The following is a 15,259-nucleotide window of genomic DNA, read 5'->3' as shown; positions in this document are numbered from 1 at the left end:
GGCTCGCATTCCGGATCGGGCAGGCCACCTCACTCCACGGGCGGCACGTCCGGTCGCAGCCGTCCCTCGCAGAGCTGGTCGGCGAGGGCGATCGGGACATAGCCGGCGGCCCGCCCCTCCGCGTCGAGCAGATGGCCGACCAACTTCACCGTGCCGAACACCAGTTGGCGTGACAGCAGGCGAACTCCGGGGAAGCGTGCCGTGAGTTCCTGTTCGAAACGGCGCTGTTCGGAGGGGTGGTGGGTGACCACGTAGGCGACCAGGTTGGCGCTTCCCAGGGTCACCGCGCACATCCGGAGCTGTGGGAGTTCGGCCAGTGTCGGTACCACCGAGGGGAGTTCGGCGGCCGGGACATCCAGCCAGAGCATGGTGCCCAGCGGGTGGCCGTTGAGGCGCGGGGAGACGTCACAGCGCAGGACGAGCCGGCCGTCCGAGCGAAGGCGGGACAGCCGGCGGCGCAGGCTGGTGGCCGGCAGGCCGGTGCGGTGGGCGAGTTCGGCGAGCGGCATCCGGCCGTCGGCGCCGAGGGCCTGGGCGAGGGCGAGATCGGTCCGCCAGTCCGCCGGGGGCGTGGCGGCCCGGTGCGCGCCGCCGCGGTCGCCGGCCGTCGCGGCGAGGGCGCGGCGCTGCTCGGGGTCGAGTGCGCCGTCGCGCCAGCGGCTGCCCTCCCGCAGGGTCCGCTCGACCAGCGAGGTGCGGGTGGCCCGGACGCCCGGCACGGTGGCGATGTGCCGCAGCACGCACCGGCCCAGCTCCGCGGGGCCCAGCGCGGCCACGGTGAGCACCAGGTCCGTACCGCCGGAGACGATCTCGACGGAGGCGACCCAGGGCTGGGCGGACAGCCGGGCGGCGACGTCCATGACCCGCCCGGCCACGCAGTCGACCTCGACCAGCGCGGTGAGTCCGCTTCCCAGCCGGTCCACCGACAGATAGCAGGTCACCCAGGCGTCCCCGGACGACGCCAGCCTGGCCCAGCGCCGCGACAGGGTGGCGGGGTCGACGCCCAGCGGTCCGGCCAGCTTCGACCAGGGCGCACGCGGGGCGACCCGCACGGCGTCGACCAGGGCGAGGTCCAGCTCGTCGTTCACGGCGGATCCGTGCACGGCGAGGCCTGTCGAGGCCGATTCACGCAGTCCGGTGTCACGGCGCACGAGGTTAGCCATTCTGTCGGCCACCTGTCACGCATTCGCCAACCGCCGAGCGCCGCCCGGACGTTCACTCAGGAGCCGCCCATGCCCCGGTCCGCCGCACGTGTCGTCGCCCTGCTGGTACTGCTGGAGTTCGGCAGCGGGATGCTCCAGGGCGGCTTTCCGGTGCTGCTGCCCGGTCTGGCGGACCGGCTGCACCTGGGGGCGGGCGACCAGTCCCTCGCCACCGGGGTCGAGTTCCTGGTCTCGGGCATGGTCGTACCGGTGACCTCCCGGCTCGGCGATCTCCTCGGCCACCGCCGCTGGCTGTGGATCACGCTCCTGGTCACCTTCGCCGGCTACGTGCTCACCGCGACCGCCGGATCGCTCGCGATGCTGCTGGCCGGCCGGGCGCTCGCGGGCTTCCTGCCCTGCTGGCTGCCGCTCCAGTTCGCGCTGGTCCGCGACCTCGTCGGCCCCGAGCGGGGCGGCCGCGCGGTGGGGCAGCTGGTCGGCTCACTGACCGTCGGCAGCATCGTCGGGGCCGTCCTGGTCGGCATGTTGGGAGCGGGGCACGACGAACTGCGGCCGCTGCTGTGGGGGTTGACGGCGGTCCCGCTGCTCGGGCTGCTGCTGGTCGGCCTGGGCGTGCCGGAGTCGAACGTCCGGGCCTCGGGCCGGATGGACTGGCGGGGCGCGGCGCTGCTCTCGCTCGGGCTGAGCCTGCTGTTCGGCTGCTTCAGCGGGGCCGGCGGCCTCGGCGCTCTCGGCACGGTGGCGCTGCTGCTGGCCGGGGCCGGACTGTTCGCGCTGTTCGTCCGGCACGAACTGCGCACCAGGACACCGCTGTTGGACCTGCGCGTGCTGACCGGACGGGCGACGGCACCGGTGTTCGGCCTGAGCTTCCTGCTCGGCTGCGTGCTGTACGGCGCCCAGGCCCCCACCCGGAGCTTCCAGGCCGCGGACCCTGCGGTGACGGGGTACGGGCTGCGGGCCGACAGCGATCTGCTGGGCCTGCTCACCGTGCCGTCCGTGCTCGGCGCGCTGATCGGCGCGCTGGTGGCGGACCGGCTCGGGCGCCGGTTCGGCGTACGGCAGGTGCTGGTGGGCGGCTTCGCGCTGTCGGCCGTCGGCTATGTGGCGATCGCGCTGTGGCACGGCACGGCGGCGAGTTTCGTGCCGACCGGTCTGATGATCGGGTTCGGCGGCGGGCTCGGGCTGAGCCTGCTGCCCGCGCTGCTGATGCGTCGGCTGCCGGCCGAGCAGACCGGTGTCGGCACCGGCGTCTACAACACGCTCAAGACGCTCGCGGGCGCGGCGACCGGCGCGGCCGGTACGGCGCTGCTGAACGCGGCGGTGCTGCGGGCCGGCGTGCCGCAGGAGGGCGCGTACGTAGCGGTGTGGCTGGGCTGCGCGACGCTCGGCGCGCTGGGGGCGCCGGTGGCGCTGGCGTTGTGGGGAGGCGGCGGGGTGCCCGTCGCCGTCGAGTCCGTCTGACCGACCGTTCCGTGGAACCCGAAGGAGATGCTGTGACCAGCCTGACCGATGCCGCGGCCGCGATACGTCCCGACCTGGTGGAGCTGCGCCGCGCGCTGCACCGGGAGCCGGAGATCGGGCTCGATCTGCCGCTGACCCAGGCCAGGGTCCTGGACGCGCTGGAGGGCCTGCCGCTGGAGATCACCCTGGGCCGCGAGCTCAGCTCGGTCGTGGCCGTGCTGCGCGGCGGACGCCCGGGGCCCGCCGTACTGCTGCGCGCCGACATGGACGCCCTTCCGGTCCAGGAGACCTCGGGTCTGCCGTACGCCTCGCGGATTCCGGGGGCGATGCACGCCTGCGGGCACGATCTGCACACCGCCGCGCTGGTCGGCGCGGCCCGGCTGCTCGCGGAGCGGCGGGAGGAGCTGGCGGGGGACGTGGTGTTCATGTTCCAGCCGGGTGAGGAGGGCCTCGGCGGGGCGCGGCTGATGATCGAGGAGGGGGTGCTCGACGCGGCCGGTGAGCGGGTCGTCGCCGCGTACGCGCTGCATGTCGGTTCGGCGCTGCTGCCGCACGGCTGGGTGGCGACCCGGCCCGGCCCGGTGATGGCGGCGGCGGACGTGCTGGCCGTGACCATGCGCGGGCGGGGCGGCCACGGCTCGATGCCGCACACCGCGCTGGACCCGGTGCCGGCTGCGTGCGAGGCGGTCACCGCGCTGCAGGCGATGGTGACACGGCGGTTCGACGCGTTCGACCCGGTGGTGGTCACGGTGGGGAGCTTCCACGCGGGGACGGCGGACAACGTCATCCCGGACGAGGCCGCGTTCGCGGCGACCGTACGGTCGTTCTCGCGGGAGACGCGGGAGCGGGTGCGGGAGGAGTCGCTGCGGCTCGTCCGCGGGATCGCGGCGGCGCACGGGCTGGAGGTGGACGCGGAGTTCCGCGAGGGGTACCCGGTGACGGTGAACGACGCGGCGGAGACGGCGTTCGCGGTGTCGACGGCCCGTGAACTGGTCGGCGCCGAGCGCTGCGTGGAGCTGCCGCACGCGATCACGGGGTCGGAGGACTTCGGGCTGCTGGGCGAACATGTGCCGTCCGCGTACCTGATGCTGGGGGCCTGTCCGCCGGAACTGGACCCGTTCACGGCGGCGTACAACCACTCGCCGGTCGCGGCGTTCGACGACTCGGTCCTGGACGTGGCGGCGGCGTTGCTGGCGGGGCTGGCGACGGGGCGTGCGGACAAGCGGTGACCGGTCCGGCCGGGCGCCGGCCGGATGACCGGCGGGGGATCAGCCGGCCCGCGACCGGCTGCGCCGGGGGCCGGTGACCTTCAGCGGAGGTCGTCGCGCTGGTCGTCGCGCTGGTCGTCCCGCTGTTCGGCCTCGATCAGGACCCGCCGCAGCAGGTCCTCCAACTGTCCCCGCTCGTCGGGGGACAGCGCGCGCAGAATGCGGTGCTCCTCCCGGCCCTGGCTCTCCAGGGCGCCCTGCCAGGCGGCCCGCCCCTCGTCGGTCAGCCGGACGTCGAGTCTGCGCCGGTCGACGGTGCTGGGGCTGCGGCGGACGAAGCCGCGCTGCTCCAGACCGTCGAGCCGGCCGGTCATCGCGGAGGGGGACAGCTTGAGGTCGGTGGCCAGTTCGGACGGGGAGGCCACGCCCTCGCGGCCGGCGAGGGCGTGCAGCGTGACGTACTCGAAGGTCTGCAGACCGTGGGCGGCCAGCGACTCCTCCTTCGTGGCGCCCAGGTGCTTGGTCAGCACCCACATCCGCTTCACCACTCCCTCGACCGTCGGATCGAGGGAGGGCAGCACCTTGAGCCAGCGGTTGAGGTGGTCGTCCACCGAGTCACGTGCGGTCATGGAACCAATCTACTTCATCGTCACAAATTACACCGCCGTACATTACTCTTCCGAATATTGTGCTGCCAAATATTGCGGCGTCGAAGTAAAGTGCCGGGGTGACTCACCCTCTCCGCCTTCGTGACTTCCGGCTGCTCTTCGTCAGCCGCACCATGTCCACGCTCAGCGACGCGCTGGTGCCCACCGCTCTGAGCCTCGCCGTGATCGAGGTGACCGGATCGGCGTCCGCCCTGGCCATGGTGCTCGGCTGCGCCCTGGGCGCCCGGCTGCTCACGCTGCCCGTGGCCGGAGTGGTGGCCGACCGCTACGACACCCGCCGGGTGGCCTTCGGCGCCGACCTGACCCGGGTCCTGACACAGGCCCTCGTCGCGGTCCAACTGGTCGGCGGCCACCCCTCGATCGCGCTCATCGCCGTGGCCCAGGCGGTGGCGGGAGTGGCCTCGGCGGTCGGCCTCTCCAACCTCGCGCCGCTGGTCACCCGGGTGATCCCCGGCTCCGGCCCCGAGCGGCGGACGGCCAACTCGCTGATGGGCGTGGCCAAGAGCGTGTCCCAGCTGGCGGGCCCCGCCCTGGCCGGCACGCTGATATGGGCGGTCGGCATCGGCTGGGTCTTCGTGCTCGACTCCGCCGCCTTCGCCGTCAGCGCGGCCATGATGCTCCTCGTCCGCCTGAACCGGGAGGCGACACCGGCCGGCGCCCGGCGCGCGATCCTCGCCGGCCTGGTCGAGGGCTGGACCGAGGTACGCGCCCGGGACTGGTACTGGATCAGCCTCATCGCGCACGCGACCTGGAACTTCGTCGCCAACGTCCTGCTCACCCTCGGCCCGCTCATCGCGGTCACCCAACTCGGCGGACAGGGCACCTGGATCGCGGTGACCCAGGCGGGCGGAGTCGGCCTGCTGGCCGGTTCACTCCTGGCCGCACGGGCCCGCCCCCGCCGCCCGATCCTCGCCGGCAACCTGGTCCTGGCGACCTACGCCATCCCTCTGGCCCTCTTCGCGATCGGCGCCCCGGTACCCGTACTCGTGACCGGCTACGGCATCGCCATGGCCGGCCTCGGCTTCCTGAACCCCACCTGGCAGACCGCGGTACAGACGGTCATCCCGCAGCACGTCCTCGCCCGCGTCAGCTCCTACGACTGGCTGCTCTCCCTCGCCGCCCAGCCCCTCGGCGTCATCCTCGCCCCGATCGCCCTCCACACCTGGGGCCCCCGCCTCCCCTTCGCCCTCTCGGCCGCCCTGGTCGCCACCGTCTGCACCGCCACGGCCCTGGTCCCCGGCGTCCGAACCCTCCGCCTCGACCAGCCCGACGACACCCCCGGGACCGACGCCCGCTCCCTCAGCAAGACGACGAACACGGCCTGACGAACCGGCGGCCTCCCCCTCACCCGGTGAACCGGGCGACGGCATCCGCGAGACCAGCGACTCCTCGTAGCTGATCCGACTCGCGAGCGATTCCGTCCCGTCCCGGCGGAGAGCTCCGCCGGGACGGGACGTCCAAGGTAAACACCGAGGGCATACGCTCCCAAGTCTGGTAGCTGATACGGAGGTTCATTCACCCTGGCCTGGCTCTGATGCCGTGGCGTACCACCCATGGCACGTCCCTCTCCCCGGCCGTCACGTTGCCCGGCGGTCCCGCACCCGGTGGAAGGGAATCCCGATAGGTGCTTCGCCAATGCCGACTCGACCGCCTACCGGGCCGGCTGATTGAATCGGGGGTATGTCCGACGAACGGCAGGAACTCACACGGCGACGTCATGTCGACCTGTCGCGTGTTTCGAGTGCCGTCTGTCGCCGCGCTGTCGCGTAACACCCCGCGCCGCCTTCCGGCACCTCCTCCGTCTCCCGGCCTTCGGTGGCCCGGAGGGGTCCGTCGATGCCGACGTGAGGTCGCCGCACTTCTGAAGGCCGACCGCCGGGGCTGACCGTCCGCCCCTTGCTTCGCGCGCCCGCCGACACGCTCTGCCGCCCTCCGGAGGCTTCTCCATGTCCTCGTCCGTCACCCCGCGCATCCCCGCAGCGATCCCCGCCGCCCTGCTCGACCGTATCCGTGCCGTCGCCGCCCCCTTGGAGGCGGCTCGCGAACTTCCCTATGAGAGTGTGCAGTTGGTACGGGACAGCGGCCTGGGCGCACTCCGTGTTCCGCGTGAGCACGGGGGCGCGGGCGGCTCGCTCGTCGACCTGTTCCGCGTCGTCATCGCCCTGGCCGAGGCGGACTCCAACGTGGCGCAGGCGCTGCGCCCGCACTTCGGCTTCGTGGAACTGCTGATCAGCCAGGGCACCTTGGCCGAGTGCGACCGCTGGTACCCGAAGGTGGTCGCCGGCGAGCTGTTCGGCAACGCGGCCTCCGAGCGCGGCACCGCGCACCCGGGCGAGATAAGGACCCGTATCCGCCGCGACGGCGCGAACTACCGTGTCGACGGAACGAAGTTCTACTCGACGGGCGCTCTCTTCGCCGATCACGTCGTCGTCATCGCGCTCGACGACGAGGACCGCCGGGTGCGGGTCGTGCTGCCGGCCGGCCGGGAGGGCGTCGAACTGCTCGACGACTGGGACGCACTCGGCCAGCGCACCACGGCGTCCGGCACCACACGGCTCAGCAACGTGGTCGCGTACGAGGACGAGATCGCGCTCGACGCGACAGGGCGGCAGCGCCGTACCCATCTGGGCCCGTACTACCAGCTGTTCCTGGCCGCCGTGCACGCCGGCATCGCGAAGGCGGCCCTCGCGGACGCGGTGACGTACGCCCGCGAGAAGGCGCGCCCCGTCCAACACGCCGGTGTCACAAAGGCGGTCGAGGATCCGCTGGTCCAACTCGCCGTCGGCGAGATGGCCGCCGGGGCGCTCGCGGCGGAGACCGTGGTGCTGCACGCGGCCGCCGAGATCGACGCGGCGCTCGCCCTGCACGCCGCCGACGGCGAGGGCGAGGGCGAAAGCGACGGCGTCACCGGCGATCCGCAGGCCCTGCACGCCGCAGCCGTCACGGTGGCGCAAGCCCAAGTGACCGCCGCGCGCGCCGCGTTGAGTGCGGGTGAGCGTCTCTACGACGTCGGCGGCGCCTCCGCGACCCTGCGCGAGCACCACCTGGACCGGCACTGGCGCGCCGCCCGCACCGTCGCCTCGCACAACCCGATCGCGCACAAGGCGCGCGTCACCGGCGATTGGCTCCTCAACGACAGCCCGCCCCCGCTCAACGGCTTTTTCTGACCGCCGCCCCGCCCCCCACGCCCTCTCCGGAGCCTCCGTGAAACGACCCCGTTCACTCGCCGCCGCCCTCCTGCCCCTGCCGACCACCGCCTGCGGAGCCACCGACACCACGTCCACCGTGTCGGCCCGCCCCGCCCCCGGCGGCTCGCGGGCCGGGTGGCGGTGATGCGGGGCGGTGAGATCGCGGTCCACCTGCACGGCGCGCCGTGGAGCGAGCTGTCCGAGCGGGAACGGCGCCCTCGACCGGCACCCGCTGGCCCTCTCCGGAGGACAGCGGCAACGCGTCGCGCTCGCACGGGCATTGACGCCGGACCCGACCGTCCTGGTGCTCGACGAGCCGGTGTCCGCGCTCGACGTCTCCGTGCAGGCCCAGGTGCTCGATCTGCCGGCCGAACTCCAGGAGACCCTCGGCCTCGCCCCTCTCTTCATCTCGCACGACCTCGGCGTGGTCCGGCACGTCAGCGACGAGGTCCTCGTGATGAAGGACGGCCGCGTCGTGGAGTCGGGCCCCGCCGAGGACCTCTTCACCGCGCCCCGACACCCCTGCACCCGCGCCCTGTTGGACACCGTACGTCCGCACACCACGACCACCCCCACCGGAGCCACCCGATGACCGACACCTCCGCACCCCGGCCGCTGCGCTTCAACGCCTTCGCCATGAACTGCGTCTCGCACATCAACCACGGCCAGTGGGTGCGCGACGACACGAGCCAGACCTCCTACACCGACCTGGAGACCTGGACGGAGCTGGCCCGCACCCTGGAGCGCGGGTACTTCGACGCGCTCTTCCTCGCCGATGTCATCGGTACGTACGACACCTACCGCGGCTCGCGGGACACGGCGGTGCGCGAGGGGCTCCAAATACCGGTCAACGACCCGTCGTTGCTCATCGCCGCGATCACCCACGCCACCGAGCACCTCGGTCTCGCCTTCACCCAGTCGGTCCTCCAGGAACCCCCGTACAACTTCGCGCGCCGGCTCTCCACCCTCGACCACCTCACCCAGGGGCGGGTCGCGTGGAACATCGTCACGTCGTATCTGGAGTCGGCGGCACGCGGCCTCGGTCTGGACGGACTTCCGCCGCACGACGAGCGGTACGAGCGCGCCGAGGAGTACACGGACGTGCTCTACCAGCTCCTGGAGGGGAGTTGGGAGGACGGCGCCGTCGTCCGCGACCGTGAGCGGCGCGTGTACGCCGACCCGGCACGCATCCACGACGTGCGCCACGAGGGCCGCTTCTACCGCGTGCACGGCCCGCACCTCTCCGAGCCCTCGCCGCAGCGCACCCCGATCCTGTTCCAGGCCGGATCCTCCGAACGGGGACGGGAGTTCGCGGCCCGTAACGCGGAGGCGGTCTTCCTCGGCGCCGTCTCGCCGGAGGGCGCGCGGACGCAGGTGGACGATGTCCGGGCGCGGGCGGTGGCGCACGGCCGGGACGGCGGCGACATCCTCTTCTTCCAGGGGCTCACGCTGATCGTGGGCAGCACCGAGGAGGAGGCGGAACGCAAGCTGGCGGACTACCGGGAGCACACGAGCCTGGAGGGATTCGCCGCCCACATGTCCGGCTCACTCCAACTCGACCTGTCACAGGTCGACTTCGACTCCCCCGTCGGCGAGATCGACACGAACGGCGTGCAGGGCTTCGTGCGTTCGCTCGTGGAGGGGGCACCGGACAAGACGTGGACGTTCGGTGAGGTGCTGCGGGCGCGCGCCTGGACACGGCCGGTGGCCGGGGTGCCGGAGCGGATCGCCGACGAGCTGGAGCGGTGGCGCGACGCGGGGGTGGACGGCATCAACCTCGCGTACGTGACCAGCCCCGGCACCTTCACGGACTTCGCGGACCACCTGGCGCCGGTGCTCCAGAAGCGGGGCCTGCTGAAGACGGCGTACGAGGAGGGCACGCTGCGGCAGAAGCTGTTCGGGCGGGGCGACCGCCTGCCCGCGACCCACCCGGCGGCGCGGCACCGCCGCGGCTGACGGCACACATGAGGCCCCCGGGAACCACCCGGGGGCCTCACGCATGCGGGTCACGAGGCGAACGGCACCGCCGGCGGAGTCCGGTCCAGCGCCGCCGCGTCCGGGTGGCGCCACAGGCCGCGCTCGGCGAGGACGGGCAGGACACCCTCGCCGAACCAGTACGCCTCCTCGATGTGCGGGTAGCCGGAGAGCACGAACTCGTCGATGCCGAGGGCGTGGTACTCGGCGATGCGGTCGGCGACCTCGGTGTGCGAGCCGACGAGGGCGGTGCCCGCGCCGCCGCGCACGAGACCGACACCGGCCCACAGGTTGGGGTGGATCTCCAGTCCGTCGGTGGAGCCGCCGTGCAGCGCGAGCATCCGCTTCTGCCCCTCGGAGCCCGAACGGGCAAGGCCCGCCTGGACATTGGCGATCACCTGTGGGTCGATGCCGGACAGCAGCCGCCCGGCCTGCGCCCACGCCTCCTCGGCGGTGTCGCGTGCGATGACGTGCAGCCGTATCCCGAAGCGCACCTCGCGGCCCTCGGCCCTCGCCAGCGTGCGGATCCAGCCCATCTTCTCGGCGACCTGCGCGGGCGGCTCGCCCCAGGTGAGGTAGACGTCGCTGTGCCGGGCGGCCACCGGACCCGCCGCCTTCGAGGAACCGCCGAAGTAGACGGGCGGCATCGGGTCGGGCAGGCGGGCCAGCCGGGCGTCGGCGACCCGCTCGTGGACGCCGTCGAAGTCGACCGTCTCACCGCGCCAGAGGGCCCGGGTGATGTGCAGGAACTCGTCGGTGCGGGCGTAGCGGGCCTCCTTGTCGAGGAAGTCGCCGTACGCGCGCTGCTCGTGGTCCTCGCCGCCGGTGACGACGTTCAGCAACAGGCGCCCGCCGGAGTGCCGTTGGTACGTCGCGGCCATCTGGGCGGCGAGCGCGGGCGCGACCAGGCCGGGCCGGAACGCGACGAGGAACTTCAGCCGTTCGGTCTGCTCCACGAGCATCGCCGTCGTCAGCCAGGCGTCCTCGCACCACGCGCCGGTCGGCGTGAGGGCACCTTCAAAGCCCAACTGCTCTGCGGTACGGGCGACTTGACCGAGGTATGCGAGGGAGGCGGGCCGGTCGCCGCCGGCCGAGCCGGTGGGGACGCCGTGGCCGCCGCCGACGATGTGGCGGCTGTCGCCGTTGGTGGGCAGGAACCAGTGGAAGGTCAGGGACATGGGGATCCTTAGTCCTGGGCGGGGTCGGTCAGACAAGGCCGTTGGCGGGCGGCGGGGTGTCGTTCAGCTCCCAGCCGCCGAGGTAACGCAGCTTGAGGCGGCGGGGGTCGTGCAGGGTGTGGGTGCGGGCGTTGCGCCAGTGCCGGTCCAGGCGCAGGGCGCGGTCGGCGGCGCGGGTGCCGATGAGTTCGAAGATGCCGCTGGACACCTTCAGGGCGACCTCGTCGGAGTGGGCGCGGGCCGCGGCCACGGCGGCCGAAGCCTCCGCCGCCGTACGGCTGTTCAGGTCGGCGCGGGCGGCGTCCACGGCCTCGCCCGCCTCCCGGAGCAGGGCGCGGGCGGTGCGCACCCGCAGCGCCAGCCCGCCGAAGAGGTCGATGACCGCCTCCTCGTCGGCGGCGCGGTCGAGGCCGGTCTCCTTGCGGGGGCGGGCCAGTTCGTGGATGAGCCGCTTGCCGTCGCGCAGCGCGGCGACCGCGATGCCGGTGTCGATGGCGGCGTGCAGATACTGCCCGAACGCGCCGAACACCTCGTCCTTCTCGAAGATCGTGTACACCGGCACGATCCGCTCGGCGGGTACCCGGACGTGCTCGAAGCGGACGGTGCCGCTGCCGGTGGTGCGCTGGCCCATGCCGTTCCAGTCGTCCTCGACGCTGACGCCGGGATCGTCGGCCGGCACCCAGGCCGCGTGCACCCGGCCCTCCTCGTCGGTGGCGTAGACGGGGATCCAGTGGGCGAACAGGGCGCCGGTGGCGTAGTACTTGGTGCCGTGCAGGATCCGGCTGCCGTCGGGCTGCCGGGCGAAGCCGATCTCGAAGTCGCGGGCGGTGCGCGAGCCGCGCTCGGACAGGGCGTTTCCGAAGTGGCGCCCCTGGAGGATCTCCTCGTAGAAGAAGGCCTGTTGGTCCGGAGTCCCGGCGGAGGCAAGGACGTTGACGAAGAAGTAGTGGTTCTGCGGGATCTGCCCGATGCTGGCGTCGCCCGCGGTCAGTTCGGTGAACACCTCGCCGAGCGTGCGCGTCGACACCTCGGGCCCGCCGTGCGCCTTGGGCACGGTCAGCGTGAACAGGCCCGCCTCGCCCAGGTCGCGGATCTCGTCGTACGGGAGGATCCGCTCGGCGTCACGCCGGGCGTCCTCCGCGGCGCACCTGGAAGCCAACTCGCGTACGACGGAGAGCACTTGGATGTCGGTGGCGTCCGGGCCGAACGGGGTGACACGGGTGGAGCGGGTCGAGCGGGTGGCAGGGGTCATGGCGTGGGCCCTTCCGCGAAGTGAGGGACGACAAGGTGAAAGGGGAAGCCGATAGCCACGGTCAGGCGGCGGCGAGCCGGGAGCGGCCGGGCAGCGCCGCGCGGAACCGGTCGACGACCGGGGTGAGGGCGTCGTCCGCCTCGGGGGTCAGGGCGATGGCACGGTCGGCGTCGACGGTGATGTGCCGGTCGAGGACGAACCACCCGTGCGCGACCTCGGCACCGAGTGAGGTGAGTACGGGGCGCAGCGCGTAGTCGACGGCGAGGACGTGGGCGGGGGAACCGCCGGTGGCCAGCGGCAGTACCGCCTTGCCGCGCAGCGCGTACTGGGGCAGCAGATCGAGGAAGGCCTTGAGCACTCCGGAGTACGCGGCCTTGTACACGGGGCTCGCCACGATCAGGGCGTCGGCGCGGGCCACCAGCGCGACGGCCCGCGCGACGCCGGGGTCCGTGGCGTCGGCCGACAGGAGCGCCTCGGCGGGCAGGCTGCGCACGTCGACGTGGTGGACCTCGTGGCCGTCCTCGGTGAACCGCCGGCCCAGGTGCGCGACGAGATGGGCGGTGCGGGAGGAACCGGGGGCGGAGGCACTGCCGGTGAGGGTCAGGAGAAAGGCCACAGCGAGTCCTTTGCGGAGTCGGGATGCGGGAGTCGGAAGCGGGAGGGGCCCGCGACAGGGGCGGCCATGGGTACGGGTGCGGGGGTACGGGCGCGGGGGCAGGTCAGCCGTGACTGCGGCCGGCCGCCGTGGCGGAAGAACGCGTCGCGCACGGGATTCGTCCTCAACCGCCGCACAGGCAGGAGGAGTTCGGGCGCGAGGAGCCGCGGAAGGGCTCAGCGGGAGGAACGACAGGTGGCGCTGCAGACCCGCGCGAGGTCGACGTGACGTCGCCGCGTGAGGTTTTCTCGCCCTGCGTCCATGGCTCGATTCAAGCAGCCGTCCGGGCGGTCCGTCGAGTCGGTAATCACGAGGCCCTGATAGGGTTTCCCTTGTACCCTGGGGATACTGCCCCTACGCCTACGGTGGTGAGGGATCCGGAGTGCGGACCGAACAGCTGGAGTACATCGAGGCGGTCACCCGGCTCGGCTCGCTGCGGCGCGCGGCGCTGGAACTGCACATATCCCAGCCGGCGTTGAGCGAGACCGTGCGCAATCTGGAGCGGGAGCTCGGGGTCGCGCTGCTCGACCGGCACCGCTCGGGCGCCAAGATCAGCGACGAGGGGCAGGAGCTGCTGCCCCACATCATCGGCGTCCTGGAAGCCGTGGACCGGCTGCGCAGCGCGGCGCACGACCAGCACCACAGCAGCCGGATGGTCCGCGTCGCCACGGTGAACGCGGCGACGGTCCCGCTCCTCGTGCCCGCCGTGCGCGACTTCCGCGCGGAGAACCCGGCGACGCAGGTCGAGATGGTCGGCTCCCAGCAGGACGACATCCACCGGGGCCTGCGTGAGGGCCGCTTCGACCTGGGCCTGGTCAACTACCTCGACGGCGACGACACCCCACCCGATCTGCAGACGACCGAGCTGCTGCGCGGCCGCCCGGTCGTCTGCCTGCGCACCGACCATCCCCTGGCCGAGCGCGGCGCCCTCACCCCCGCCGACCTCGCGGAGGTCCCGCTGATCGGGATGCGCGCGGGCTACGTCATGCACCGTTACGCCCACCGCCTGTTCGGCGGCACCGCCCCGCAGTTCGCCTACTCCACGGACGGCGCCGAACTCGGCAAGGTCCTGGTCGCCGAGGGCCTGGGCGCCACGCTGCTGCCGGACTTCAGCGTGGCGGGCGACCCGCTGGAGCGTGCGGGCCTGATCACGTACCGTCCCCTGCTCGACGAGACGACGCGCGTACTGGTCGTGCTGCAACGCCGCAAGGGCGACACACCAAGAGCCGTACGCGCCCTGCACGCCTCACTGCTGACCCGCGCGGCCGCCCTCACGGGCACGACCGCCGCTCCGACGCCCGGCGGTACCCAGCCGTAGGAACACTCCACGCTCCGCCGACCTCACCGGGTGGCCCCAGAGGCGGGTGACGGTGGCCGAGCCGCACCGCGCCGGCGATGCCTCGATCGCGAGGCGCCGCACGGCCCTTGCTCCGGGTCAGAACGCGTACGGTCCGAACCGGCCCCACGCCACCACGGCGGCCAGGATCAGCAGTACTCCGCTGGGCGCGAGCGCCGGGATCTCTTCGCGTCGCAGGTGCATCGCCACGGCGCCGATCATCACCAGGACCAGTCCGGTTGCGGCGATCGGGACCAGGATCGGCGCGACGTTGACAATGGCGGGCAGCACCACGCCGATCGCGGCCAGCACCTCCAGCGTGCCGATCGCGCGCGGAGCCCAGCGCGGTGCGCCGGCGGCCCAGTCCTGAGCGGCGACGTACTTCTCGTGGGACAGGGCCAGCTTGAACAGGCCGGAGAAAAGGAAAGCCGCGGCGAGCAGTGCAGCGATGACCCACAGAACTATGTTCACGATTTCCCATCGGCAGAAGGAACTTGCACACGGAAGTCGACTGGACAGCAGGAGGGAAGGTCGGAGGGAGTCGACCAGCCGGCCATGGAGCTCCACTATGCGCCACAGATGTTCTGCTCGCAAGAACATCTGCTAGCACACGTATATAGCGAGACGTGCGGGTGCGCGCACCCCCACCTCCTCGGACTCAGCGCCCACGTCCAGCCGCCACCTCGGCAAGGGCGTCCAGCGTCGCCTCCATGCCCGCCGTGTTGTGCGCCTTCAGGTCGAGGAGTTCCTCCCGGCTCCTGCCCATGACCGGGAAGAGGTGTTCGACCTGCCAGCTTTCCGTCACGAGGGTGCCCCCGTCCTGAGGCCGGAGGCGGTAGTGCCACAGCGTGGCGTCCACGCCCTGGATCACGACGTACCAGGCGAATGCGCGTCCGGCCTCAGCCGCGTGGACGCGTGACCGCGTCACCCACTCGCGCTCGTGCCGCACGTCGGCGTTGACGGCGGTGAACCATGCGCCGACCCGTGGCACACCCTCGGTCTCGTACGTGGCGGAGACCAGGTCGGGTGTCCACGCGGCGGATGCCTCCACGTCGCTGATCAGGTCGTACACGGTCTGCGGGGGCGCGTCGATCCACCGCTCACGCCGCACCCGCAACTCGGACAGTTCGATCAGGTCTGACACGGTGACCCCTTCGGTTGCATCGAAAGTCGCAG

Annotated in this window: 16 protein-coding genes and 1 pseudogene; 9 read left to right on the top strand and 8 right to left on the bottom strand. The window is 72.5% G+C overall.

The features are described 5' to 3' along the window. Positions 1-29: 29 nt before the first annotated feature. A complete protein-coding gene (locus AB0898_RS27255) occupies positions 30-1,163 on the bottom strand; it encodes an Lrp/AsnC family transcriptional regulator (protein ID WP_366805636.1) in 1,134 nt (377 codons plus the stop codon). 69 nt (positions 1,164-1,232) lie between these two features. Here AB0898_RS27255 and AB0898_RS27250 point away from each other — a divergent pair, with 69 nt between their 5' ends. After that, a complete protein-coding gene (locus AB0898_RS27250; protein WP_366805635.1) occupies positions 1,233-2,624 on the top strand; it encodes an MFS transporter in 1,392 nt (463 codons plus the stop codon). Between the two features lie 32 nt (positions 2,625-2,656). After that, entirely contained in the window at positions 2,657-3,853 is a 1,197-nt protein-coding gene (locus AB0898_RS27245) for a M20 family metallopeptidase (RefSeq protein ID WP_366805634.1), read from the top strand. An 80-nt stretch (positions 3,854-3,933) separates the two neighbouring features. Here the strand turns inward: AB0898_RS27245 and AB0898_RS27240 are convergent, their stop codons facing one another. Further along, positions 3,934-4,461, bottom strand: coding sequence for a MarR family transcriptional regulator (locus tag AB0898_RS27240; protein ID WP_366805633.1), 528 nt, complete (start codon positions 4,459-4,461; stop codon positions 3,934-3,936). 98 nt (positions 4,462-4,559) lie between these two features. Between AB0898_RS27240 and AB0898_RS27235 the strand changes: the two genes are divergently transcribed. The 6 genes and pseudogenes from AB0898_RS27235 (at position 4,560) to AB0898_RS27210 (ending at position 9,644) form a co-directional block, all read left to right on the top strand. Beyond that, on the top strand, positions 4,560-5,825 hold the full coding sequence (locus tag AB0898_RS27235; RefSeq protein WP_366805632.1) for an MFS transporter: 1,266 nt from the start codon (positions 4,560-4,562) through the stop codon (positions 5,823-5,825). Between the two features lie 355 nt (positions 5,826-6,180). Then, a complete protein-coding gene (locus AB0898_RS27230) occupies positions 6,181-6,270 on the top strand; it encodes a putative leader peptide (protein WP_351257587.1) in 90 nt (29 codons plus the stop codon). A 176-nt stretch (positions 6,271-6,446) separates the two neighbouring features. After that, positions 6,447-7,667, top strand: a complete 1,221-nt coding sequence (locus AB0898_RS27225; protein ID WP_366805631.1) for an acyl-CoA dehydrogenase family protein — start codon at positions 6,447-6,449, stop codon at positions 7,665-7,667. Between the two features lie 37 nt (positions 7,668-7,704). Beyond that, on the top strand, positions 7,705-7,833 hold the full coding sequence (locus AB0898_RS27220; RefSeq protein ID WP_366805630.1) for a hypothetical protein: 129 nt from the start codon (positions 7,705-7,707) through the stop codon (positions 7,831-7,833). Between the two features lie 72 nt (positions 7,834-7,905). Then, a pseudogene (locus AB0898_RS27215) lies at positions 7,906-8,280 on the top strand (ATP-binding cassette domain-containing protein); the annotation flags it as partial. Beyond that, on the top strand, positions 8,277-9,644 hold the full coding sequence (locus AB0898_RS27210; protein WP_366805629.1) for an LLM class flavin-dependent oxidoreductase: 1,368 nt from the start codon (positions 8,277-8,279) through the stop codon (positions 9,642-9,644). The pseudogene AB0898_RS27215 and the gene AB0898_RS27210, both read left to right, overlap by 4 nt. 50 nt (positions 9,645-9,694) lie before the next feature. On the opposite strand, the gene AB0898_RS27205 is transcribed toward AB0898_RS27210, so the two are convergent. From AB0898_RS27205 to AB0898_RS27190, 4 genes are all read right to left on the bottom strand, one after another. After that, positions 9,695-10,840 (bottom strand): LLM class flavin-dependent oxidoreductase, encoded by a 1,146-nt coding sequence (locus AB0898_RS27205; protein WP_366805628.1) that lies wholly within the window; start codon positions 10,838-10,840, stop codon positions 9,695-9,697. 28 nt (positions 10,841-10,868) lie between these two features. Next, entirely contained in the window at positions 10,869-12,092 is a 1,224-nt protein-coding gene (locus AB0898_RS27200; RefSeq protein ID WP_366805627.1) for an SfnB family sulfur acquisition oxidoreductase, read from the bottom strand. 61 nt (positions 12,093-12,153) lie between these two features. Next, positions 12,154-12,708 carry an NADPH-dependent FMN reductase gene (gene ssuE / locus AB0898_RS27195; protein WP_366805626.1) on the bottom strand — a complete coding sequence of 185 codons (555 nt, stop codon included), beginning with the start codon at positions 12,706-12,708 and terminating at the stop codon, positions 12,154-12,156. 215 nt (positions 12,709-12,923) lie between these two features. Further along, positions 12,924-13,010, bottom strand: a complete 87-nt coding sequence (locus AB0898_RS27190) for a putative leader peptide (RefSeq protein ID WP_366805700.1) — start codon at positions 13,008-13,010, stop codon at positions 12,924-12,926. A gap of 119 nt (positions 13,011-13,129) precedes the next feature. Between AB0898_RS27190 and AB0898_RS27185 the strand changes: the two genes are divergently transcribed. Then, positions 13,130-14,065 carry a LysR family transcriptional regulator gene (locus tag AB0898_RS27185; protein ID WP_366805625.1) on the top strand — a complete coding sequence of 312 codons (936 nt, stop codon included), beginning with the start codon at positions 13,130-13,132 and terminating at the stop codon, positions 14,063-14,065. Between the two features lie 117 nt (positions 14,066-14,182). Here the strand turns inward: AB0898_RS27185 and AB0898_RS27180 are convergent, their stop codons facing one another. Next, positions 14,183-14,554, bottom strand: a complete 372-nt coding sequence (locus AB0898_RS27180; RefSeq protein ID WP_366805624.1) for a DoxX family protein — start codon at positions 14,552-14,554, stop codon at positions 14,183-14,185. A 187-nt stretch (positions 14,555-14,741) separates the two neighbouring features. Then, positions 14,742-15,227 carry an SRPBCC family protein gene (locus AB0898_RS27175; protein WP_366805623.1) on the bottom strand — a complete coding sequence of 162 codons (486 nt, stop codon included), beginning with the start codon at positions 15,225-15,227 and terminating at the stop codon, positions 14,742-14,744. Between the last annotated feature and the right edge of the window lie 32 nt (positions 15,228-15,259).

Origin of the sequence: Streptomyces sp. NPDC005435 (assembly GCF_040703155.1) — a bacterium.
Taxonomy (GTDB): domain Bacteria; phylum Actinomycetota; class Actinomycetes; order Streptomycetales; family Streptomycetaceae; genus Streptomyces.
Note: the sequence above shows the minus strand (reverse complement) of the source record. Positions and strands in the feature narration are given on the sequence as shown.